Genomic DNA, 22210 nt, shown 5'->3' with positions numbered 1-22210 from the left:
ACATGGCTGACAGGACCCCGCTGGTGGTGGTCGGCGACGCCCTGCTGGACCGCGACCTGACCGGCTCCGCCGACCGGCTCGCACCCGACGCGCCCGTACCGGTCGTGTCCGGGTGCGCCGAACGGGTACGGCCGGGCGGCGCCGCGCTCGCCGCCTACCTCGCCGCCCGCGACGGCCGCGAGGTCACGCTGATCGCGGGCGTCGGCGACGACCCCGCGAGCCGGGTGCTGCGCGAACTGCTGGACCCGTGGCTGACGTTGGTCGCCCTGCCGCTGACCGGCGCGCTGCCCGAGAAGACCCGCGTCCTCGCCCAGGACCGGCCCGTCGTCCGCCTCGACCGCGGCGGCGGCCGGGCCCGCGAGGCCACGGACGAGGCCCGTACCGCGCTGCGCTCCGCCCGGGCCGTGCTGGTCTCCGACTACGGCCGCGGCGCGGCGGACGCCCTGCGGGACGTACTGGCCGCCCGCCCGCCCCTGGTCTGGGACCCGCATCCGCGCGGGGGCGCCCCGGTGCCCGGCACCCGGCTGGTGACGCCCGCCGAGAAGGAGGCGCACGGCTTCGCACCCCAGGACGGCCCCGGCGGCGGCCTGCGCGCCGCCGCGCACCACGCCGCCGCGCTCGTCCGCGACTGGCGGGTGGCCGCGGTGACGGTGACCCTCGGGGCGCGCGGCGCCCTGCTGTCGTACGGGGAACACCCGCTGCTCGTCCCGGCCCCCGCCTCCCACCACGGGGACTCCTGCGGCGCGGGCGACCGGTTCGCCGCGACCGCCGCCGGGCTGCTCGCGGACGGCGCGCTGGTGGGAGAGGCCGTCGAGGGCGCGGTGACCTCCGCGACGGCGTTCGTCGCCGCGGGCGGTGCGGGCGCCCTGCCCCCGGCCGGCTCCGGCCCGGAGCCGGGCCCGCGGGGCGACACCGACGACCCGCACGCCCTGGCCGCCCGCGTCCGCGCCCAGCACGGCACCGTGGTCGCCGCGGGCGGCTGCTTCGACCTGCTGCACGCCGGGCACGTCGGCCTCCTCCAGGCCGCGCGGCGGCTCGGCGACTGCCTGGTGGTGTGCGTCAACTCCGACGCGTCGGTGCGGCGCCGCAAGGGCGACGGCCGCCCCGTCAACCCCCTCGCCGACCGCGTCCGGGTCCTGCGCGCCCTCGCCTGCGTCGACGCGGTCGCCGTCTTCGACGAGGACACCCCGGAACGCCTCCTCGGCGACCTGCGGCCCGACGTCTGGGTCAAGGGCGGCGACTACGCGGGCGCCGACCTCCCCGAGGCCGCCCTGCTCCAGGAATGGGGCGGCCAGGCGGTCCTGCTGCCGTACCTCGACGGCCGCTCCTCCACGGCCCTGATGGCCCGGGCGGCGGAGGGCGTCCGATGAACGGCCCCACTCCGCCCCGCCCTCCGGTTCCGCCGTCGGCCGGGGGCCCGGTGACGGGCGACCCGGTGCATCCGCCGCCCGCCGCCCCCGCGGGTGAGCGGACGGCGCGTGAGGCGGCAGGTCCGTCACGGGATCGCGGCCCGGCGGTACGGGCCGGTGGCCGCCGTGGCCCGTCCCGGCCGGCCGGCTCGCCCCTCGCGGGTCCCGCCGACGGGAGGACGGCGCGTTTGCCGTCGGCCGGGGGCCCGGTGACGGGCGACCCGGTGCATCCGCCGCCCGCCGATACGGCGTACGCGCGGCCGGCCGAGTCCGCGTCCGCCGTGCCCGGAGGGCAGGCGCGTCCGCGGGTGCTCGTGCTGCGTGCCCTCGGGCTCGGGGACCTTCTCGCCGGTGTCCCCGCGCTGCGCGCCCTGCGCCGGGCGTACCCCGGTCACGAGCTGGTGCTGGCCACCCCCGCCGAGCTGGCGCCCGTCGTCGCGGCGACCGGTGCCGTGGACCGGGTGCTGCCCGCCGCCGAGCCCGGCCGGGCCGTGCCGCGCACCCTCGACTGGACCGGCCCGCCCCCGGACGTCGCCGTCGACCTGCACGGCAACGGACCGCCCAGCCACCGGCTGCTGATGCGCCTGCGCCCGCGGCGACTGCTGGCGTTCGCCCACCCGGAGACCCCCGAGGTCGAGGGCCCGCCCTGGTACGCGGACGAGCACGAACGCGACCGCTGGTGCCGGCTCCTGACGGCCTACGGCATCGACGCCGACCCCACCGACCTGCGCCTGCCCCGCCCGGGCACTCCCACCCCGGCACCCGGCGCGATCGTCCTGCACCCCGGCGCGGGCGCCCCCTCCCGGTGCTGGCCGGTCGAGCGGTACGCCGCCGTCGCCGACGCCCTGCGGGCCCGCGGCCGGCGGGTCGTGGTCACCGGGGGAGCGGACGAGGGCGACCTCGTGGCCCGCCTCGCCAAGCTCGCCGACCTGCCCGACGCGGACGTGTTCGCCGGCGGTCTGCCCCACGACCGGCTCTCCGCCCTCGTGGCCGCCGCCCGCGCCGTCGTCAGCGGCGACACCGGCATCGCCCACCTCGCCGTCGCCCACGCCGTCCCCTCCGTCACCCTCTTCGGCCCCGTCCCGCCCAGCCGGTGGGGCCCGCCGGACCACCCCCGCCACCGCGCCCTGTGGCACCCCGGGCCGGACGGCGACCCGCACGGCCACGAGACCGACCCCGCGCTGCTGCGGATCGGCACCGACGACGTCCTCGCGGCGCTCGACGCCCTGGACGCCCTCCGGGAGGCACCATGAACCACGGCACCCCCCACCGCACCTCCCACGACACCGGCCACGCGCCGGACGACGGCACCGGCACCCCCGCGAACCGGGGCGCCGGCCCCGGCCGTGCCGCGGCGACCACTCGCGAACGACCGCACACCGACCCGGCGGGGCACGCCCCCGTCGGCGTCGTCATCGCCACCCGCAACCGCTCCGCGAGCCTCGCCGTGACCCTGCGTCACCTGCTCGCGCTGCCCGAGCGGCCCGAGGTCCTCGTCGCCGACAACGCCTCCACCGACGACACCCCCGCGATGCTCGCCCGCGACTTCCCCCGGGTCCGCGTCCTCGCGCTGCCCTTCAACCGCGGCGCCCTGGCCCGCACCCACGGCGTCCGCGCGCTCGACACGCCGTACGTGGCGTTCAGCGACGACGACTCCTGGTGGGCGCCCGGCGCGCTCGCCACCGCGGCCCGCCTGTTCGACGAGCACCCACGGCTCGGCCTGCTCTCCGCCCGCACCCTCGTCGGCCCCGCCGAGGACCCCGACCCGCTCAACGACGTGCTCGCCGGCTCCCCCCTCGGCCGGGCCACCGACCTGCCCGGCACCCAGGTGCTCGGCTTCCTCGGCTGCGCCGCCGTCACCCGCCGCGAGGCCTATCTCGACGCCGGCGGCTACCACCCCCTGCTGTTCTTCGGCGCCGAGGAGACCCTCCTCGCCTACGACCTGGCCGCCCGCGGCTGGGGCGTCACGCACTGCCCCGAGGTGGTCGCCCACCACCACCCGGACCCCGGCCCGCGCACCGACCGCCCGGCCGTCGTCCGGCGCAACGAAGTCCTCACGGCCTGGCTGCGCCGCCCCCTGCCGCACGCCCTCGCCCGCACCCGCGCCCTCGCCGCCGAGGCCCGCCGCGACCCGCACGCCCGCCGCGCCCTGCGGGAGACGCTCACCCGCCTGCCCTCCGCGCTGCGCGCCCGCAGGCCCCTGCCCCCGTACGTGGAACGGGGCGCCCGCCTCCTGGAGGAAGCGACCCCATGACGGACCCCCGCACGACCGTCGTCGTCATCACCCACAACCGGTGCCCCGAACTCCTGCGCACCCTGGACCGTCTCGCCGAACTCCCGGAGAAGCCGCCGGTGATCGTCACCGACAACGCCTCCACCGACGGCACGGCCGCCGCCGTGACCCGCCACCACCCGGACGTACGGCTGCTGCGCCCCGGCCGCAACCTCGGCGCCGTAGGACGGAACCTGGCGGTCCGCCAGGTCCGCACGCCGTACGTGGCCTTCTGCGACGACGACTCCTGGTGGGCGCCGGGCTCGCTGTCCGGGGCCGCCGACCTGCTCGACCGGTACCCCGCGGTCGGCACCGTCACCGCCCGCATCGTCGTGGAACCGGACGGCACCGAGGACCCGATCGTCAGGGAACTGCGCGATTCGCCCGTGCCCCGCCCGCACTGGCTCCCGGGACCCGCGCTCGGCTCCTTCCTGGCCGCCGCGACCGTCCTGCGCACCGACGCGTTCCGCGCCGCGGGCGGCTTCCATCCCCGGCTGTGGCTGGGCGGCGAGGAGGAGCTCCTCGCCGCCGACCTCGCCGCCGACGGCTGGTGGCTGACGTACGACGACGACCTGGCGATCCACCACCACCCCTCGGAAGTCCGCGACCCGACGCTCCGCCGGGCGCACGGCATCCGCAACACCCTGTGGTTCACCTGGCTGCGCCGCCCGGCCGGCTACGCCCTGCGCCGCACCCTGCACCTGGCCCGGACGGTCCCGCGCGACACCGCGTCCCTGCGGGCCTTCGCCGAGGCGACGGCCGCCCTGCCGTGGGTTTTGCGCGAACGCCGGGTGCTGCCCGCCGAGGTGGAGGCGCGCCTGCGCGCCCTGGAGCCGGCCCAGCGCGCGTCGACGGCGCGCAGCTACACAGGCTGAGGAACCGCACGCACCCGGCCTCCCGCCGAGGGGACAGGAGGCCGGGTGCGTGTGCGGCGCCGTAGGGGCCGGGGCCGTCAGCCCCGCGACCACCGGCACAGCAGCCGGAACGCCGCGAACAGCGTGGGTGGCCATACGACGGCGAACGCCCAGATCACGCCGGGTTCGGAGGTGACGATGCCGGTCACCATCAGGGTGACGGACAGCGCGAGCAGCAGAGCGACCGTCAGGGTGCGCGGACGGTAGGACGCCAGGCGCGTGAGGTCGGGACCGCGGCGCAGCCGCAGGGTGCGCAGGCGCCGGTCGAGCCGGCGGTCGCGGCGCAGCGCCCGTTCCACTTCGTCGAGTATGCGCTGTTCGTGATCGGGGAGGCGGTCGATGGTCATGAGGTCTCCTCCTGGGCACGGACCGACCACCACCGGGTGCCCGTCCGCGCGAGGAGTCAACCGGCCGGCCGCCGTCCCAGTGCCGCCACGAGAGCGTCGGCGCCGTCCGTTCGCGCGTCCGCCCGGAACCCGGCGCCGATCCGCCGCGCGGCCTCCCGCCCGTCGGTCAGACACCACCGCCACCAGCGGTCCAGCACGCCCGTCTCCAGGTGCTCGGCGGCCACCAGCGCGGGCCAGCCGCAGGCGCGGGCCTGCGCCGTCACCTTCGCGCCGCCCTCGACCGGATCCACGGCCAGCGCGGGCGTCTGGGCCCGCAGCGCCAGCACCAGCCCGTGCAGCCGGTCGGTGACGACCAGGTCCAGCCGGGACAGCACGGCCTCCAGCTGGGCCGGCGTGCCGCACAGCCGCCAGTCGTGCGCGTCCAGCCGGGTCTCCAGCTCCAGGCGCGCGCAGTCCCGGCCGGCCAGCCAGTGCGTCACCTCGGCGGCTACCTGGTCGTGCCGCCGCCGGGCCCCGTACTCGTGCTGCCCGTGCGTGAGCACCACCCCGACGACGGGACGGGCGGGCAGCGCGGGGGCGCGGGCCGCGAGGTCCAGCGTCGGTTCGGTGCCGGCGGCGTCCCGGGCCAGGACGCGGTCGAAGCCGGTGACGGCGGGGGAGCCGGGATCCACGACGGAGACGCCGACCGCGATCCGCACGCAGTGCGCGAACCGCCGGTGCAACTCCTCGACCTGCGGCCCGTGCGCCGGCCCGCACACGAACACCAGATGCGACCAGTCCGCCGGGTCCACGTCCGCGAAGTGCAGCGCGTCCGCCCGGAACCCGGGGCTCCACACGACGTCGTGGGCGAGTCCCGCGCCCCGCAGTTCCTCCTCGACCCGGCGCAGCGCCAGCACGTCCCCGGCGGTCGCCTCCCCGTCCAGGAAGCTGAACCACCCGGTCACCAGCACCCGGTCCCGCCCGGCCCGGCCGTCGCGTTCGTCCGATCCCTGTAGTCCCTGCACAGTGGCCCCGGGTGCCCGCCCGGCCGGGGGGAAACCGCGGTGTCCCCCGTTCGGCTACTCCTCCTCCGTGGCGACGTTCATGTCGGCGTCGAGCACGCCCTCGGCGTGGAACAGGTCGGAGGTCAGCCGCACCGCGTCCCCGGTGCCCTCCAGCCGCAGCAGGACCCGGGCGGCCGGATCCGTACGCCCCGGCAGCCGGTCGGCGGTCACCCGCAGGATGCGGAACCCGCGCCGCGTGCACGTCTCCATCAACTGCGGCAGCAGCGCCCGGCCGGTCAGATAGGTCAGCCGGATCTCCACCGTGGTGGCCGTCTCCTTCGCGATACGGGAGGCCAGGGCCGGATAGCCGCGCACGACCAGGAAGTGCAGTGCGGTGGTCGCCAGCGCCAGGATCGGCAGCCCTCCGCCACAGGCCATGCCGACCGCGCAGGTCAGCCAGATGGTCGCCGCGGTCGTCAGGCCCCGCACCGCGTCCCGCCGTACGAAGATCAGACCGCCGCCGATGAAACCGATCCCGGAGACGATCTGGGCCGCCACCCGGGACGGGTCGAGGGAGACGCCTTCCATGCCCAGCACGGCGGTGAAACCGTGCTGGGAGATCTCCATCATCAGCGCGCTGGCCACGCCGACCAGGGTGTGGGTGCGCAGCCCGGCGCTCTTCTGCTGGGCCTCGCGCTCCCAGCCGATCAGGCTGGACAGCACCAGGGCGAGCCCCAGCTCGGCCAGCTGACGCGGCCCCTGCCCGTTGCCCACGCCCCACAGCGACTCCGCCAGCTCGCGCATCCGCGGCCTCCCTCGCGATCACGTCGTTCTCACAGCGTGCCGGTGACCGTGACGGTCGTGCGGTCATCACCTCCGTCAGGTGTGGGCTGATCCCGACCTTCTCCGCGATCCTCTCGTACGACAGGCCGTCCAGCTCCCTGAACACCCCGCGGACCGCTGCTCGGCGGACGGCGCGACGGCGGCTGCGAGTCCGTGGCGGGGTGGCCGGTGACGAGCGTGCGGCCCCGGTGCGCGAGCTCGTCCAGGACAGAGGCTGACCGCAAGCGGCGCTACCGTGCACGGCATGACGTCCAAGGCACCCACGACGGCCCCCGTGCTCGGCATCCGCGCGCTCAACCGCGCGACGCTCGCCCGGCAGTTGCTGCTGCACCGCGCGCCGATGCCGGCCGAGGACGCGGTCGCGCACCTCGTCGGACTCCAGGCCCAGAACGTGAAGCCCCCGTACTACGCGCTCGCCGCCCGGCTCGACGGCTTCGGCCCCGAGGACCTGTCCGCGGCGATGGCCGACCGCCGGGTCGCCCGCATCGTCACCCTGCGCTCGACCATCCACACCCACACCGCCGAGGACTGCCTGACCCTGCGTCCGCTGGTGCAGGCCGCCCGGGACCGGGAGCTGGGGACCTTCCGCAAGGGGCTGGTGGGGGTCGACCTGGACCGGCTCGCCGTCGTCGCCCGCGAGCTGGTGGAGGCCGAGCCGCGCACCATGAAGCAGCTGCGGCAGGCGCTGCTCACCGAGTGGCCCGACGCCGACCCGCAGGCCCTGTCCGTCGCCGCGCGCTGCCGCCTCCCGCTCGTCCAGGTGACCCCGCGCGGACTGTGGGGTCGCAGCGGCCAGGTCACGCTCACCACCGCCGAGCACTGGCTCGGACGCCCCGCGCGGCCGGTGCCGGCGCCGGACGACACCGTGCTGCGCTACCTGGCCGCCTTCGGCCCGGCGTCCGTGAAGGACATGCAGATCTGGGCCGGCCTGACCCGGCTGCGCGACGCCTTCGAACGGCTCCGCCCCCGGCTCGTCACCTTCCGGGGACCGGACGGCACCGAGCTGTTCGACCTGCCCGACGCGCCGCGCCCCGACCCCGGCACCCCGGCCCCGCCGCGCTTCCTCCCCGAGTTCGACAACCTGCTCCTCTCCCACGCCGACCGCACCCGCGTGGTCCCGCCGGCGCACAAGGGCCGCACCTGGCGGGGGAACCTGGCGTACCGCGTCCTCCTCGTCGACGGCTTCGTGGCCGGGCTGTGGAAGCTCGAGGACGGCGCCCTCGTCGTCGAACCGTTCGACCGGCTCACCGGGGCGCGGCGGGACGAGGTCGTGGCCGAGGGCGAGCGGACGCTGGCCACGCTGCACCCGGGTGAGCCGTACGACGTCCGGTTCGGGACCGTGCGCGGCTGAGCGGCGGCGCCCGTCCGGTGGGGCGGCGGGCATGGAGAGGGGGCGCTGCGGGCCGCTCGTGGTGGCTCGCAACGCCCCCCGGTCTTGCACCTGAGGGATACTCAGGAGTCCTGCTGGGGCAAGGGCTACGAGGTGACCTGCGCGGTCACCAGGTCCGAGAAGGTGGTCAGCCGGGAGTAGACCCCCGGGTAACCGGCTCGGGCGCAGCCCTCGCCCCAGGAAGTGATCCCTGCCAGGACGCCCCCTATGAGAAGGGGCCCGCCGCTGTCGCCCTGGCAGGTGTCCACGCCGCCGGAGGTGTATCCGGCGCACACCATGTCGCTCGCGACGAAGTCGGAGCCGTAGGAGGTACGGCAGCCGGTGTCGGACACGACCGGCACGGTCGCGGTCCGCAACTGGTTGGAGGAGCTGCCGTTCTCCCGGGTCGTGCCCCAGCCGAGTACGCGGGCCTCGGTGCCGGCCGCGTAGACGGAGGTGTCCGACGAGGAGACGTACGTGACCGGCGTGTACGGCATCGACGTCGACAGGGTCAGTACGGCCACGTCGTCGCCGTCGGCGGCGTCGGTGTAGCCCGGGTGCACCCAGATCCGGCTGACCCTGGCGACCGTGCCGTTGGTGCCGTTGAGGTAGGTGCGCCCGCCGACGACGCGCACGCTGCGCGTGGTCTCGCCGGCCATGCAGTGGGCGGCCGTGACCACCTTGGTGGGGGAGACGAGGGTGCCGCCGCAGAACTGGTTCTGCGAGGCGTCGGTTATCTGCATGACGAACGGGTGGGCGCCGGTCGTGGTGGTCGTACCGCCGACGATCGGCTGGGGTGCGGCGTGGCCGGTGGGGGCGGCCAGCAGTGCGGTCGCGGCGGCGGCAGCGGTGGCCAGGGCGGCGGTGACCGATCTGGCGCGAGTGAGGCCGGACATGAGTCTCCTCGGGATTGCCGGTGGGGGGTCGCACGGGCGTGGGGGGAGCACGGGGGTCTCGGGACAGACCCCCGTATGCCCGGGCGAGCGGCACGCCCTCACGCTAGAACCGGTGGCGTCGGCGCCCCAATGAGGGAAGCCCCTAAGGGAGTCGGGCAGGGATAACCCTCGGTCGGCCCCCGGTAAACCCCGCTGCCGGATGCCCGGACCCGGCCGCCTCTCGGACGCGGCGGCGGGCCGCGCGGTTCCCCTTGACAGCCCAGGCTAACGGCATTAGCTTCTAGCTAACAATGTTAGCCAATCGGGGCCGGGGGATGTCATGACCGAGTACCTTGCCGTGGACGGCGGCACGATCGCGTACGAAGTGGCGGGGGCCGGCCCCCTGATCGTCCTCGCCCACGGCGTGGGCGACAGCCGCGCCGCCTACCGTGCGGTGATCCCCGCGCTGGTGGCGGCGGGCCATCGGGTCGCCGCCGTCGATCTGCGCGGCTGCGGCGAGTCCAGCGTCGACTGGCCGGCCTGGAGCCGCACCGACATCGCCGGCGATCTACTGGCCGTGATCCGGCACCTGGGCGGCCCCGCGGTCGTCGTCGGCCACTCGGTCTCCGGCGGCGCCGCCACCATCGCCGCCGCGCAGGAACCCTCGCTGGTCACCGCGGTCGTCGAGTTGGCGCCGTTCACCCGCAAGCAGTCGCTCCGCCTCGGCGACCTGCGGGTGAGGCGCTTCAGGCGGGGCATGCTGAGGCTGCTCGGCGCGGGCGCGCTCGGCAGCCTGCCGCTCTTCCGCTCGTACCTCGACGTGGCCTACCCCGGCGTCAAGCCGGCCGACTGGGCCGAGCGGCTCGGCCGCTTCGAGGCCCTGCTGCGCGAGCCCGGCCGGATGAAGGCCATGCAGGCCATGGGCCGCAGCGCCCCGGTCGACGCGGGCGCGCGCCTCGCCGACGTCCGCTGCCCGGTCCTGGTGGTGATGGGCACGCTCGACCCCGACTGGGCCGACCCGCACGCCGAGGGTTCCGCGATCGTCGACGCCCTGCCGGCCGGCCTCGGCCGCCTCGAGCTGATCGAGGGCGCCGGGCACTACCCGCACGACCAGTTCCCCGACCGGGTGGTGGAGCTCACCCTCGACTTCCTCCACTCGGACGCCGCCCGCGCCTAGACGGGCCGGATCCGGCGGCCGGTGCCGCCGTCACCGACGGGGCGGGTGCGGGCCACCCGACGACCGGTCTGCCGGCCGGCCCCCGCCACGTACCGCCCGCGCCCAGGACCGGCCTTGCCCGCGGCATCGGGGGCCGCGACAGGTGCCGTGCGCACCGACGGGACGCGTACGGCCGGCCCGACGACCGGTCTGCCGGGGGAGCCCGGCCGAATACCGGCGGTGGACGGGGCGGGCGGTGGCTCCCGGACGATCCGGTTTGCCGGCAGGGTCACGCGGTGTACGGCCCGCGCTCAGGCCCGGCCCTGGCGGCCGTCGCCGCCGCCGGGCGCGTGCGGCCCGCCTGACGACCGGTCCGCCGGCCGCGCCGGCGTCCGGCCGTCCCAGCCGCCCACCCTCGCCGGGCTCGTCGGCGCTAGGTCTTGCGGCCCGCCGCCAGTCTGACGATGTCGACGCGCGACCGGATGCCGAGCTTGCGGTAGACCCGGGTCAGCGTCGCCTCGACCGTCTTGACGCTGACGAACAGCCGGGCGGCGATCTCCCGGTTGGTGGCGCCCTCCATGACGAGCGACGCCACCTGACGCTCCATCGAGGCCAGCCCCGCCAGGCAGTCCGGAGCCGCGGCGAGCCGCACGGGGGCCGGTTCGGCCGCGGCCGTCCGGGCCGCGACGGCCGCCTCCAGCTGCCGCAACCAGGGCAGCGCCCGGCAGCGCCGGAAGAGCCGCGCCGCCTCGTCGTACGACACCGGCCCCGGCCGGTCCGCCCGCAGCTCCGCCAGCGCGTACGCCGCCCGCGCCTCCTCCAGACCGAACCCGAGCTCGGCGAGCCGGTCCCGCGCCGACATCAACCGGCCGACGGCCGACCGGTGTTCGCCCCGCACCGCCCGCAGCCGCGCCTCCGCCCGGTCCAGCACGGCCAGCACGCTCCCGCGGCCCAGCCGCAGCGCGTGCGCGCGCGTGACCTCGATGACCTCCTGGGCCTCGGCCGGCTGCCCGGTCCGCACCAGCGCCTCCGCGAGATCGCCCTGCCACCGGCCGCGCGCCGGGTCGGTGATGCCCGCGCCGGCCTCCAACTCCCGTACCCGGCGCAGCGCGTCCACGGCCGCACCGGCGTCGCCCGCCACCAGGTGGGCGTGGCCGAGCGCGGCCAGCGCGCGCGAGAGGTAGACGGCGTCGCCGTCCTCCTCGGCCCGCTTCACCGCCTCCCGGGCCAGCGCCAGCGCGCGTTCCACGTCCCCGCCCGCGGCCTCGGCGAGCGCCGCCTGCATCGCCCCCGCGCCCTCGCCGATGCCCGCGTCCCGCGCCAGCGTCAGGCTCTCCCGGGCCAGTTCGAGGGCCCGGCCGCAGTGCCCGGCGTGCAGTTCGGTCTCGGAGAGGAAGCGCAGGTAGTGCACCTCGCTCTCGGCCATGCCGCGCCGCCGCACCTCGCGCAGCAGCGCGGTGACGGTGGTCCGCGCCTCGGCCAGCCGGTCGCTCATCACCAGCCAGCGGAACCGGGAGGAGCCCGCCCCGTTGTGATGGCACGCCACCCGCGGGTCCTGCGGCTCCTGCCGCGCCCGCTCGATCGTCACGGGGGCGTCCGGATGACCCATCAGCGTCTCGGCCTGGGCCTGGAACGCGAGCGCGAGCAGCTCGGTGCTCCGGTCCCCGGCCCGCGCCGCCAGCCGGGCCGCGTGCGCCGCCTCCTCCCGGCCCTGAGCGAAGTCGCCCTGCACCACCAGACCGCGCCAGGCCAGCTGGTAGTGGACGAGGGCCAGCAGCCGGGGGTCGTCGCCCGCGTCGGCCAGGGCCTGCGGGAAAACGGCGTCGACGTCGCCGATGGCCTGCCCGGCCGCCTCGATGACCACCATCCAGGCCCGTACGCGCTCGCCCGGCGCGGTGGCCCGGGTCAGCACCTCGCGGGCGACGTCCCGGGCGAGGTCCACCTCGCCCGCGGTGATCGCGTCCTCGGCGGCCTGGAGCCGGCGCCCGTCGGGCCCCGGCGCACTGTCCGCCGGGGTGTGCCGGGCGGCCAGCAGCCCCAGCGAGGCGGCCACCGACGGCGCACCGCGGTCCCGGGCCAGCGCGGCGGCCTCCGCGAGCCGCGCCGCCACCTCCGGGTCGGTGCCGGTGGTGGCCAGGGCCAGGTGCCGGGCGCGCTCGATCGGGTCGGACGCCGCCGTGGACAGCGCGGCGTGCGCGGCCCGCCGTTCCGGCGCCGGCGCCTCGGCGTACAGCGCGGCCGAGATCAGCGGATGCGCGAACCGTACGGCCGGACCCTCCGGGTCGGTCGCCAGCAGGCCCAGCTCGGCCGCCTGGGCGGTCTCGGCCTCGGCGTTGACCCGGCCCGCCGCGTGCAGCAGGGCGGGGGTGGGCCGGGCGCCCGCGCTGGCCACCAGCAGGGTGCGGCGGGCCTCCTCCGACAGCATCTCCAGGCGGCTGAGCACCAGCGCGCGCAGCGAGGTCGGCACCGGCAGCGGCTCGCCCGGACGGGGCGGGGTGGGGCTCTCGGCCAGGGCGCGGCCCAGTTCCAGCGCGAACAGCGGGTTGCCGCCGCTGGTGCGGTGGATGTCGCGGACCGTGGAACGGGGCAGGCCGGGGAAGCCGCGCTGGTCGAGCAGCGCCGACACCTGGGCGCGGGTCAGCGGATCGAGGCGTACCGCCCGGGTGTCCGGCGGGGAGGCGCGCAGATGGCGGTCGTACTCCTGGCCGTCGGTCCGCACCGCGCACAGCAGCCGCACGGGGGTGTCGCCGAGGCGGCGGGCGGCGAAGCCGAGCAGTTCGGTGCTGGCCGGGTCCAGCCATTGCAGGTCGTCGGCGACGACGAGGATGGGGCCCTCGGCGGCGAGGGCGCGCAGCGCGGAGAGGACGGCGAGGCGCAGGGCGAGCCCGTCACGCTGGAGCGTGGACTCGCCCCGGCCGGTGAGCGCCGACTCCAGCGCGGTGCGCTGCGCGGCGGGCAGGGCGCCGGACACCTCGTCCAGCACCGGGCCCAGGAGGTCGGCGAGGGCAAGGAAGGGGAGATGGGATTCGGACTCCGTGGCCGAGCAGCGCAACACGGTGCGTGCCGTGCGGGCATATTCGGTGGCCAGTGTCCGCAGGACGGTCGACTTTCCAATTCCGGCGGGGCCGTGCAGGAGCACACTGCCCCCTCTGTCGAGCTGCTCACGGGCCGCGCCGAACGGTGCCTCCCGCCCGATGACCAGGTCGGAGCGGCGCCCGGCAGGCTCCGTGAAGTCCCGTCGCACGATGACCGCTCCCCTCCGCGTGTCGTGTCCCGGCCAATATTAGGCGTCGGTGCAATGAATTACGGGAGAGCGAGGAGGTGAGGGAAATAACAAGGCGGTGAACACAGAATACAAAACCTTCGAAATGCCCACGGCCGCCGCCCCCGCCATCCCGCCCGCACCGGCACCCCCCAGGGGCGCGGGGAACTGCGCGACGAGTCACGACGGACCCGCAGCCGCACGACGGCACCGGCCCTCGCGCACGGCCCCTCGGGCACACCCGTCCAAGCCCCCGCACCGGCACCCTCCAGTGGCGCGGGGAACTGCGCGACCAGCTCAGCCACGGCGGACCCGCAGCCACACGACCGCGCACCCGGCCCTCCGAAACGCCCAGCACGCCCCCGCGCCGCCGCCGGACGGCTACGGCAGCCACCCCGCCCGCCGCGCCGCGACGACCGCCTCGCCCCGCGTGCGCGCACCCAGCTTCCGCATGGCCGACCGCAGATACCCCTTCACCGTCTCCGAACCCACCCCCAGCCGCTCCGCGGCCACCGCGTTCGTCGCCCCGGCGGCGACGCACGCCAGCACGTCCACCTCACGCGGAGCGAGCCGCACCCCGCCGACGGCGGAGCCGCCCGCGGCCAGCATCCCGCACGCGCGCAGCAGCTCGTCCCGCAGCGCCGGGTCCGCGATCCTCGGCGCCAGCGCCCGCAGCGCCGCATGCGCCTCCCGCACCTGCTCCCACGCCGCGGAGCCCGCCGGATCGCGCGCCGGCTCCGGCCGGGCCGCCGCCAGCAGCTCGCCCGCCTCGTCCCGCAGCAGCAGCGCCTGCTCCACGTCCCGCGCCGCCTCCACGGCCGCGCTCAGCGTCCGGTCGCCCAGCGGCTGGGCCGCGCGCAGGGCGCCGTACAGCACGCCGCGCACCCGGCGCCGTACCACCACCGGCACCGCGACGACCGAGCGCAGGCCCTCGGCGGCGACGGGGAGGTCGTACTCGTGGCTGATCTGACGGGAGACGGAGTAGTCGGTGACGGCGCACGGCCGGGTGAGCGCGACCGCCTTGCCGCCCAGGCCGTTGCCGGAGGTCACCGCGAGGGCGCTGAGCGCGGCCGTCGCGGTGCCGCTGAGTTCGCTGATGCGCACTTGCCGCCGGCCGGACTCCACCAGCCCGCCGAACGCGACCGGCAGCCCGGTGGCGCGCCGCAGCCGCACCAGCGCACTGCGGATCTCCCCCACGTCAGCCGCGTCCACCGCCACTGCGCCCACTCCTTCGCGGCCCGTTCCGTCGCGCACACCCCCGTTCGGGGGTAGTGAGACCTGCATCACGGATTACACGATGGCAGAGAGCCGCCCGGCAATGGTCCGGCACCGAGGAGGACAGATGACGACGGCGACCGACCTGTTCCGCAGCGCACGCGATTTCCTGCTGGAACACCGTGAGGACTACGCCACCGCCTACGAGGGCTTCACCTGGCCCCGCCCCGAGAACTTCAACTGGGCGCTGGACTGGTTCGACGTCATCGCCGAGGGAAACGAGCGCACGGCGCTGCACATCGTGGAGGAGGACGGCTCCGAGGTCCGGGTCTCGTTCGCGGAGATGTCCGCCCGGTCCGACCGCGTCGCGAACTGGCTGCGCGGGCGCGGTGTCCGCGCCGAGGACCGCATCCTCGTCATGCTCGGCAACCAGGTCGAGCTGTGGGAGACCGCCCTGGCGGCGATGAAGCTACGCGCCGTGGTCATTCCGGCCACCACCCTGCTGGGCCCGGCCGACCTGCGCGACCGCGTCGACCGCGGCCGGGTGCGGCACGTGATCGCACGGGCCGAGGACGCCGCCAAGTTCGACGACGTGCCCGGCGACTACACGCGCGTCGCGGTCGGCGGCACCACGGCCCCCGGCTGGCAGCCGTACGAGGAGGCCTCCGCGGCCCCCGACGGCTTCACCCCGGACGGCCCCACCGCCGCCGACGACCCGCTGATGCTGTACTTCACCTCGGGCACCACCGCCCGCCCCAAGCTGGTCGAGCACACCCACGTGTCCTACCCCGTCGGGCACCTGGCGACCATGTACTGGATCGGCCTGAAGCCGGGCGACGTGCACCTGAACATCTCCTCGCCCGGCTGGGCCAAGCACGCCTGGTCCAACCTGTTCGCGCCGTGGAACGCGGAGGCGACCGTCTTCCTGTACAACTACACGCGCTTCGACGCGCCCCGCCTGATGGCCGAGATGGACAGGGCCGGGGTGACCACCTTCTGCGCCCCGCCGACCGTGTGGCGGATGCTCATCCAGGCCGACCTGACCCGCCTCGCCACCCCGCCGCGCGAGGTCGTCGCCGCCGGGGAGCCGCTGAACCCGGAGGTCATCGAGCAGGTCCGGCGGGCCTGGGGCGTGACCATCCGGGACGGCTTCGGCCAGACCGAGACCGCCGTGCAGGTGTCCAACAGCCCGGGACAGGTGCTGAAGACGGGTTCCATGGGCCGCCCCAGCCCCGGCTACCGCGTCGAACTCCTCGACCCGGTCACCGGCGCCCCCGGCGCCGACGAGGGCGAGATCGCGCTCGACCTGTCCGAGAGCCCCGTCGGCCTGATGACCGGCTACCACGGCGACCCGGACCGCACCGCCGAGGCCATGGCCGGCGGCTACTACCGCACCGGCGACATCGGCGCCCGGGACGCCGACGGGTACCTCACCTATGTGGGCCGGGCCGACGACGTGTTCAAGGCCAGCGACTACAAGATCAGTCCCTTCGAGCTGGAGAGCGCCCTGCTGGAGCACGAGGCGGTCGCCGAGGCGGCGGTCGTGCCGGCCCCCGACGAGCTGCGGCTCGCGGTGCCGAAGGCGTACGTCGTCCTGGCGGCGGGCTGGGCGCCGGGCCCCGACACCGCGAAGGTCCTCTTCGAGCACTCCCGCGAGGTCCTCGCCCCGTACAAGCGCATCCGCCGCCTGGAGTTCGGCGAGCTGCCCAAGGCCGTGTCCGGCAAGATCCGCCGCATCGAGCTGCGCGAGGCCACGGCGGCCGGCTCGCAGGACGAGTACCGCGAGGAGGACTTCCGGTGACCGAGCTCTCCTACGCCCACGGCACCAGCGAGACCCCCCTCCTCGGCGACACCATCGGCGCCGGCCTCGCCCGGGCGGTCGCCGCCCACCCCGACCGCGAGGCCCTGGTCGACGTCCCGTCCGGACGGCGCTGGACGTACGCCGAGTTCGGCGCCGCCGTGGACGAGGTGGCGCGCGGACTGCTGGCGAAGGGCGTCACCAAGGGCGACCGGGTCGGCATCTGGGCGGTCAACTGCCCCGAGTGGGTCCTCGTCCAGTACGCCACCGCCCGCATCGGCGTCATCCTGGTGAACGTCAACCCGGCCTACCGCGCGCACGAGCTGGAGTACGTGCTCAAGCAGTCCGGCATCAGCGTGCTCATCGCGTCCCTCGCCCACAAGAGCAGCGACTACCGGGCGATCGTGGACCAGGTCCGCGGCAGGTGTCCCGCGCTGCGGGAGACCGTCTACATCGGCGACCCGTCCTGGGACGCGCTGACCGCGGGCGCCGCCTCCGTGCCGCCGGAGCGGATCGCCCGGATCGCCGCCGAGCTGAGCTGCGACGACCCGGTCAACATCCAGTACACCTCCGGGACGACCGGCTTCCCCAAGGGCGCCACCCTCTCCCACCACAACATCCTCAACAACGGCTACTGGGTGGGCCGTACGGTCGGTTACACGGAACAGGACCGGGTCTGTCTGCCCGTGCCCTTCTACCACTGCTTCGGCATGGTCATGGGCAATCTGGGCGCCACCTCCCACGCCGCCTGCATCGTCATCCCCGCCCCGTCCTTCGACCCGGCGGCGACACTGGAGGCGGTGCAGCAGGAGCGGTGCACGTCGCTGTACGGCGTCCCCACCATGTTCATCGCGGAGCTGAACCACCCGGATTTCGCCTCGTACGACCTCTCCTGCCTGCGGACCGGCATCATGGCGGGCTCGCCCTGTCCGGTGGAGGTGATGAAACGGGTGGTCGCCGAGATGCACATGGAGGAGGTCTCCATCTGCTACGGCATGACCGAGACCTCCCCGGTCTCCCTGCAGACCCGCATGGACGACGACCTGGAACACCGCACCGGCACCGTCGGCCGGGTGCTGCCGCACATCGAGGTGAAGGTCGTCGACCCGGTGACCGGTGTGACCGTGCCCCGCGGCGAGGCGGGTGAGCTGCGCACCCGCGGCTACAGCGTGATGCTCGGCTACTGGGACGAGCCGGAGAAGACCGCCGAGGCGATCGACCAGGGCCGCTGGATGCACACCGGGGACCTCGCGATGATGCGCGAGGACGGCTACGTGGAGATCGTCGGCCGCATCAAGGACATGATCATCCGGGGTGGCGAGAACATCTACCCGCGCGAGGTCGAGGAGTTCCTCTACGGCCACCCGAAGATCGCGGATGTCCAGGTCGTCGGTGTGCCCCACGAGCGCTACGGCGAGGAGGTCCTCGCCTGCGTGATCCCGCGCGACGCGGCCGACCCGCTGACCCTCGAGGAACTGCGCGCCTACTGCGAGGGGCAGCTGGCCCACTACAAGGTGCCGAGCCGGGTGCAGAACCTGGACGCCTTCCCGATGACCGTCTCCGGGAAGGTACGCAAGATCGAGCTGCGGGAGACCTACGCCAACTAGGGCCCGTAAGAGCGAAGTTCAGCCGGCCGTGGCGTCCAGCGCCACGGCCGGCGCGTTGACGGGTCGGGCCACGCCCGAGGGGTCGAGGACGAACAGCGGGACCTCCAGCAGCCCGGCACGGGCGCGGGCGTCGTCGGCGTACCCGGCGAGGGAGAAGTAGAGGCCCTGCGCGGACTCCGCCATGGCCGTCAGCCACAGGCACTCCACGTCCCGCGCCGACGCCGGGCCCACCGTCGGGTCCACCTGGGCCACGATGCCCGGCGCGGCCAGCCCGATGCCGGCCGTGGGCCGCTGGTCGGCGCGGCGCACGTCCCGGTGACCGAGCCCGCGCAGATACAGGACGGCGGCGGTGACCGCGTCGCGGGCCGTGCGGATCGGGACGGCCCGGTGGGCCGGGACCCGTGAGCCGGGAGGCCGCCCGGTGCGGCCCGCGGCCGTCCGGTCCACCGGCACGCACAGCACCGTCCCGCACGGACAGCCCAGTTCCGGGCGCGGCCACTGGCTCTCGGTCCCGCAGGCCGAGCAGCGCACCCCGATCCACTCCTCGTCCCAGGCCCGGTGGGTGACCACCGTCGGGGCCCCGCGGGGATCCAGCGGCGGGGCGACGGGCGTGCCGCAGACGCACGGGTACGACGGTGCCGTGTAGCGGTGCCGGCGCCCGCAGGCGGCGCAGCACACCGAGATGGTCTCGGACATGACCCCCATCGTCCTCCGGACACCCCCGTCCTGTCCGTGTCTTGGCCGCCCCGGTCTCTTGACGGCCCCCAGCCGCCCACTTACATTACTTCCAGATCGTAGAAATCAAATTTCGCTATACGGAAAAGCTAAGGATCTGCTCACCGCGGGGCGCGCCGGGAGTGCGAATCCGACAGCCGAAGCAGGAGTACTCGATGGCTCGTATGACCGCTGCCCGAGCGGCAGTTGAGATCCTCAAGCGCGAGGGCGTCACCGACGCGTTCGGTGTGCCGGGCGCGGCGATCAACCCCTTCTACGCGGCACTCAAGGCCTCCGGCGGTGTCAACCACACCCTCGCCCGTCACGTCGAGGGCGCTTCGCACATGGCCGAGGGTTACACCCGGACCCACGCCGGCAACATCGGCGTCTGCATCGGCACCTCCGGACCGGCCGGCACCGACATGATCACCGGTCTGTACTCGGCGATCGGCGACTCGATCCCGATCCTGTGCATCACCGGCCAGGCGCCGACCGCGGTGATCCACAAGGAGGACTTCCAGGCCGTCGACATCGCCTCCATCGCCAAGCCGGTGACGAAGATGGCGGTCACCGTCCTGGAGGCCGCGCAGGTCCCCGGCGTCTTCCAGCAGGCGTTCCACCTGATGCGCTCCGGCCGGCCCGGCCCGGTCCTGATCGACCTGCCGATCGACGTCCAGATGACGGAGATCGAGTTCGACCCCGAGACCTACGAGCCGCTCCCGGTCTACAAGCCGGCCGCGTCCCGCGCCCAGATCGAGAAGGCGATCGGCATGCTCAACGCCGCCGAGCGCCCGCTGATCGTCGCCGGCGGCGGTGTCATCAACGCCGACGCCGCCGACCTCCTCGTGGAGTTCGCCGAGCTGACCGGCACCCCGGTCGTGCCGACCCTGATGGGCTGGGGCCTGCTGCCCGACGACCACGAGCTGAACGCCGGCATGGTCGGCCTGCAGACCTCGCACCGCTACGGCAACGCGACGTTCCTGGAGTCGGACTTCGTCCTCGGCATCGGCAACCGCTGGGCCAACCGCCACACCGGCAAGCTGGACGTCTACACGGCCGGCCGCAAGTTCGTCCACGTCGACGTCGAGCCCACCCAGATCGGCAAGATCTTCGCCCCGGACTACGGCATCGCCTCCGACGCCAAGGCCGCGCTGGAGCTGTTCGTCGAGGTCGCCAGGGAGCTGAAGGCGGCCGGGAAGCTGCCCGACCGCTCCGCCTGGGCCGCCTCGGCCCAGGAGCGCAAGGCCACGCTCCAGCGCCGTACGCACTTCGACGACATCCCGATCAAGCCGCAGCGCGTCTACGAGGAGATGAACAAGGCCTTCGGCCCGGAGACCCGGTACGTCTCCACCATCGGTCTCTCCCAGATCGCCGGCGCCCAGATGCTCCACGTCTACCGGCCGCGGCACTGGATCAACTGCGGCCAGGCCGGCCCGCTCGGCTGGACCGTCCCGGCCGCGCTCGGCGTCGCCAAGGCCGACCCCGAGGGGCAGGTCGTGGCGCTCTCCGGCGACTACGACTTCCAGTTCATGATCGAGGAACTGGCCGTCGGCGCGCAGCACAAGATCCCGTACGTGCACGTCCTGGTCAACAACTCCTACCTGGGCCTGATCCGTCAGGCGCAGCGAGGGTTCGACATGGACTTCCAGGTCAAGCTGGAGTTCGAGAACATCAACTCGCCCGAGCTGGGCGTCTACGGCGTCGACCACGTCAAGGTCGCCGAGGGCCTGGGCTGCAAGGCGATCCGGGTGACCGACCCGAACGAGCTGGGCGCGGCGCTGGAGCAGGCCAAGAAGCTGGCCGCCGAGTTCCAGGTCCCGGTCGTCGTCGAGGCGATCCTGGAGCGCGTCACCAACATCTCCATGTCGGGCACCAACGACATCAGCAACGTCGTGGAGTTCGAGGAGGTCGCCACCGAGCCCGGACACGCCCCGACGGCGATCCGGACGCTCAAGGTCTGACCCGTACGACCCGTAGGACCCGCACGATCCGTGCGGCCTTCGCGAGGGCGGTCCGTCACCTGGACGGGCCGCCCTCGCGCATGTCCGGGGCCGCTCAGTCCACGCCGCCCCCGCCGCAGCCGCCCGACTGGTCCCCGTGGCCCGCGCCCCAGTCGCCCGAGACGGAGTCCTCGTACTCGTCGCGCCACCTCAGGAACCTGCCCCGTCCCAGGGAGAAGCGCACTCCCTCGGCCGGGGCGCCCGGGTGCATGAGCCCGGCCCGGAGCGCGAAGCGCGGCAGGAGCAGGCGCAGGGCGGCATCGCCGTGCAGGGCGACGGCGAGCAGCGTGTCCTCGTCCGTCAGCCCGTGCCTGGCCGCCGGCAGCGGGTACCGCTCCCGCCAGAACGCCACGCGGCGGCGGGCGCCGCGGGTCGGCCCCAGCCGGGGGTAGCGCAGCAGCCCGTCCTCCGCGAGCGGAATGCGCGTCAGGGCCAGTGCCAGACGCACGTCGGGGTGCCGGACCAGCTCGCGCGCGGTGAGCGGCTCCCGCAGGCAGTCCAGGACCGTCCCCTCGAACGGCCCCAGCCCCTGCGGCTCCGGCCCTGTCGCGCACAGCGTCCTGCGCGGGCCGGTCTCGACGGCGCCCCGCAGATGCAGCGCGACCAGGGCCACCGTGACGGCGGCTCGCGGCCCGCCGCCCAGCAGCGCGATCTCGTGCGGCTCCCAGCCGATGTCCGTGTCACTGTCCATGGCCTCACCCCCCGTGTGTCCGGGGATGTGCCCGGCGCGGGGGGTGGTTCAAGCGTGCGGCCGCGTTCTCGGAGGAAGACGTGAGGGAGACCCACGCGCGTTCAGCTCCCGTGGGGCTCGTGATGCTCGTGCAGCCCCGGCCAGTCGTCCGGGCCGCCGCCCTGCCACTCGACGAGATCGCTGGTGGCGACGTCGGTCACGTACAGGTCGGCCAGCCGCAGGATCTCGGCGACGTCGTCGAGGTGCGAGGCGACCCCGAGCGTCTCCTCGCCCGAGGTGACCCGGCGGGAGCCGTCCAGCGCCGCGGGACGGACCACGATGTGGGGATGCTCCGGTGGATGTGCCATGACTCCAGACTGCTGCGCCCGGGAGACACCCGCACCCCGGCCCGCACGGGACGCGCGGCGGCGCCGGACACGTGTGGAGCACTGGGCGCGGAGCGGCACCGGGCAGGAAGAAGCGCCGGGCACGGAAACGCCCCGGACACAGAGAAGCGGGGGGGGGGGGGGGGGGGGGCGGCGCGGGGGCGGGGGGGGCGGGGGGGGGGGGGGTGGGGGGGGGTGTGGGCGGGGGGGGGGGGGGGGGGGGGGGGGGGGGGGGGGGGCGGGGGGCGGGGGGGGGGCCGGGGGGGGTGGGGGGGGGGGGGGCCCCCCCCGGGGGGGGCCGGGGGGGGGGCCGGGGGGGGCGGGGGGGGCCGCCCGCTACGGTGAGGCGCATGCCCGACACCCCCTCCGAGACCGCTCCCGTCATCCTCG

Annotated in this window: 18 protein-coding genes; 9 read left to right on the top strand and 9 right to left on the bottom strand. The window is 75.3% G+C overall.

Annotated elements, in window-relative coordinates:
- Positions 1 to 2 precede the first annotated feature (2 nt).
- From rfaE2 to ACIRG6_RS32510, 4 genes are all read left to right on the top strand, one after another.
- Positions 3 to 1370 (top strand): D-glycero-beta-D-manno-heptose 1-phosphate adenylyltransferase, encoded by a 1368-nt coding sequence (gene rfaE2, locus ACIRG6_RS32525; protein WP_364678924.1) that lies wholly within the window; start codon positions 3 to 5, stop codon positions 1368 to 1370.
- A 320-nt stretch (positions 1371 to 1690) separates the two neighbouring features.
- The gene (locus tag ACIRG6_RS32520) at positions 1691 to 2662 is read left to right on the top strand and encodes a glycosyltransferase family 9 protein (protein ID WP_364821061.1); all 972 of its coding nucleotides are present in this window, start codon (positions 1691 to 1693) and stop codon (positions 2660 to 2662) included.
- A complete protein-coding gene (locus ACIRG6_RS32515; RefSeq protein WP_403325257.1) occupies positions 2659 to 3663 on the top strand; it encodes a glycosyltransferase family 2 protein in 1005 nt (334 codons plus the stop codon). Before ACIRG6_RS32520 ends, ACIRG6_RS32515 begins: the two co-directional genes overlap by 4 nt.
- Positions 3660 to 4556, top strand: a complete 897-nt coding sequence (locus ACIRG6_RS32510) for a glycosyltransferase family 2 protein (RefSeq protein WP_403325255.1) — start codon at positions 3660 to 3662, stop codon at positions 4554 to 4556. The genes ACIRG6_RS32515 and ACIRG6_RS32510 overlap by 4 nt, the downstream gene beginning before the upstream one ends.
- 77 nt (positions 4557 to 4633) lie before the next feature.
- Here ACIRG6_RS32510 and ACIRG6_RS32505 read toward each other — a convergent pair whose 3' ends face one another.
- From ACIRG6_RS32505 to ACIRG6_RS32495, 3 genes are read right to left on the bottom strand one after another with little or no spacing between them, the layout of a single operon-like run.
- A complete protein-coding gene (locus ACIRG6_RS32505) occupies positions 4634 to 4942 on the bottom strand; it encodes a DUF3040 domain-containing protein (protein ID WP_318214993.1) in 309 nt (102 codons plus the stop codon).
- 56 nt (positions 4943 to 4998) lie between these two features.
- The gene (locus ACIRG6_RS32500; RefSeq protein WP_365023397.1) at positions 4999 to 5946 is read right to left on the bottom strand and encodes a polysaccharide pyruvyl transferase family protein; all 948 of its coding nucleotides are present in this window, start codon (positions 5944 to 5946) and stop codon (positions 4999 to 5001) included.
- 54 nt (positions 5947 to 6000) lie between these two features.
- Positions 6001 to 6729 carry an MgtC/SapB family protein gene (locus tag ACIRG6_RS32495; protein WP_364678936.1) on the bottom strand — a complete coding sequence of 243 codons (729 nt, stop codon included), beginning with the start codon at positions 6727 to 6729 and terminating at the stop codon, positions 6001 to 6003.
- A gap of 283 nt (positions 6730 to 7012) precedes the next feature.
- On the opposite strand from ACIRG6_RS32495, the gene ACIRG6_RS32490 reads away from it, so the two are divergent.
- Positions 7013 to 8119: a winged helix DNA-binding domain-containing protein gene (locus tag ACIRG6_RS32490; protein WP_403325252.1), complete on the top strand. Its 1107-nt coding sequence runs from the start codon at positions 7013 to 7015 to the stop codon at positions 8117 to 8119.
- 125 nt (positions 8120 to 8244) lie between these two features.
- On the opposite strand, the gene ACIRG6_RS32485 is transcribed toward ACIRG6_RS32490, so the two are convergent.
- Positions 8245 to 9033, bottom strand: a complete 789-nt coding sequence (locus ACIRG6_RS32485) for a S1 family peptidase (RefSeq protein WP_365023402.1) — start codon at positions 9031 to 9033, stop codon at positions 8245 to 8247.
- 319 nt (positions 9034 to 9352) lie between these two features.
- Between ACIRG6_RS32485 and ACIRG6_RS32480 the strand changes: the two genes are divergently transcribed.
- Entirely contained in the window at positions 9353 to 10189 is an 837-nt protein-coding gene (locus tag ACIRG6_RS32480) for an alpha/beta fold hydrolase (RefSeq protein ID WP_364820980.1), read from the top strand.
- A 412-nt stretch (positions 10190 to 10601) separates the two neighbouring features.
- Here the strand turns inward: ACIRG6_RS32480 and ACIRG6_RS32475 are convergent, their stop codons facing one another.
- Both ACIRG6_RS32475 and ACIRG6_RS32470 read right to left on the bottom strand, forming a co-directional pair.
- On the bottom strand, positions 10602 to 13412 hold the full coding sequence (locus ACIRG6_RS32475; RefSeq protein WP_403325249.1) for an AAA family ATPase: 2811 nt from the start codon (positions 13410 to 13412) through the stop codon (positions 10602 to 10604).
- 399 nt (positions 13413 to 13811) lie between these two features.
- Positions 13812 to 14648 carry a helix-turn-helix transcriptional regulator gene (locus tag ACIRG6_RS32470; RefSeq protein WP_239764243.1) on the bottom strand — a complete coding sequence of 279 codons (837 nt, stop codon included), beginning with the start codon at positions 14646 to 14648 and terminating at the stop codon, positions 13812 to 13814.
- A 124-nt stretch (positions 14649 to 14772) separates the two neighbouring features.
- On the opposite strand from ACIRG6_RS32470, the gene ACIRG6_RS32465 reads away from it, so the two are divergent.
- Together ACIRG6_RS32465 and ACIRG6_RS32460 are read left to right on the top strand one after the other, a co-directional pair.
- On the top strand, positions 14773 to 16446 hold the full coding sequence (locus ACIRG6_RS32465; protein WP_403325247.1) for an AMP-binding protein: 1674 nt from the start codon (positions 14773 to 14775) through the stop codon (positions 16444 to 16446).
- Entirely contained in the window at positions 16443 to 18050 is a 1608-nt protein-coding gene (locus tag ACIRG6_RS32460; protein WP_364678948.1) for an AMP-binding protein, read from the top strand. Before ACIRG6_RS32465 ends, ACIRG6_RS32460 begins: the two co-directional genes overlap by 4 nt.
- Positions 18051 to 18068: 18 nt before the next feature.
- On the opposite strand, the gene ACIRG6_RS32455 is transcribed toward ACIRG6_RS32460, so the two are convergent.
- A complete protein-coding gene (locus ACIRG6_RS32455; protein ID WP_364678950.1) occupies positions 18069 to 18755 on the bottom strand; it encodes a hypothetical protein in 687 nt (228 codons plus the stop codon).
- 185 nt (positions 18756 to 18940) lie between these two features.
- Here ACIRG6_RS32455 and gcl point away from each other — a divergent pair, with 185 nt between their 5' ends.
- Entirely contained in the window at positions 18941 to 20725 is a 1785-nt protein-coding gene (gene gcl / locus ACIRG6_RS32450; protein ID WP_364820967.1) for a glyoxylate carboligase, read from the top strand.
- Positions 20726 to 20819: 94 nt separating this feature from the next.
- On the opposite strand, the gene ACIRG6_RS32445 is transcribed toward gcl, so the two are convergent.
- A complete protein-coding gene (locus ACIRG6_RS32445; protein WP_403325244.1) occupies positions 20820 to 21455 on the bottom strand; it encodes a TIGR04222 domain-containing membrane protein in 636 nt (211 codons plus the stop codon).
- 101 nt (positions 21456 to 21556) lie between these two features.
- Entirely contained in the window at positions 21557 to 21802 is a 246-nt protein-coding gene (locus tag ACIRG6_RS32440) for a hypothetical protein (protein WP_318215005.1), read from the bottom strand.
- Between the last annotated feature and the right edge of the window lie 408 nt (positions 21803 to 22210).

Origin of the sequence: Streptomyces flaveolus (assembly GCF_044765825.1) — a bacterium.
In the GTDB taxonomy this organism is placed as follows: Bacteria; Actinomycetota; Actinomycetes; order Streptomycetales; family Streptomycetaceae; genus Streptomyces; species Streptomyces flaveolus.
The sequence above is the reverse complement of the archived record's forward strand: the minus strand, read 5'-3'. Positions and strand labels throughout refer to the sequence as shown.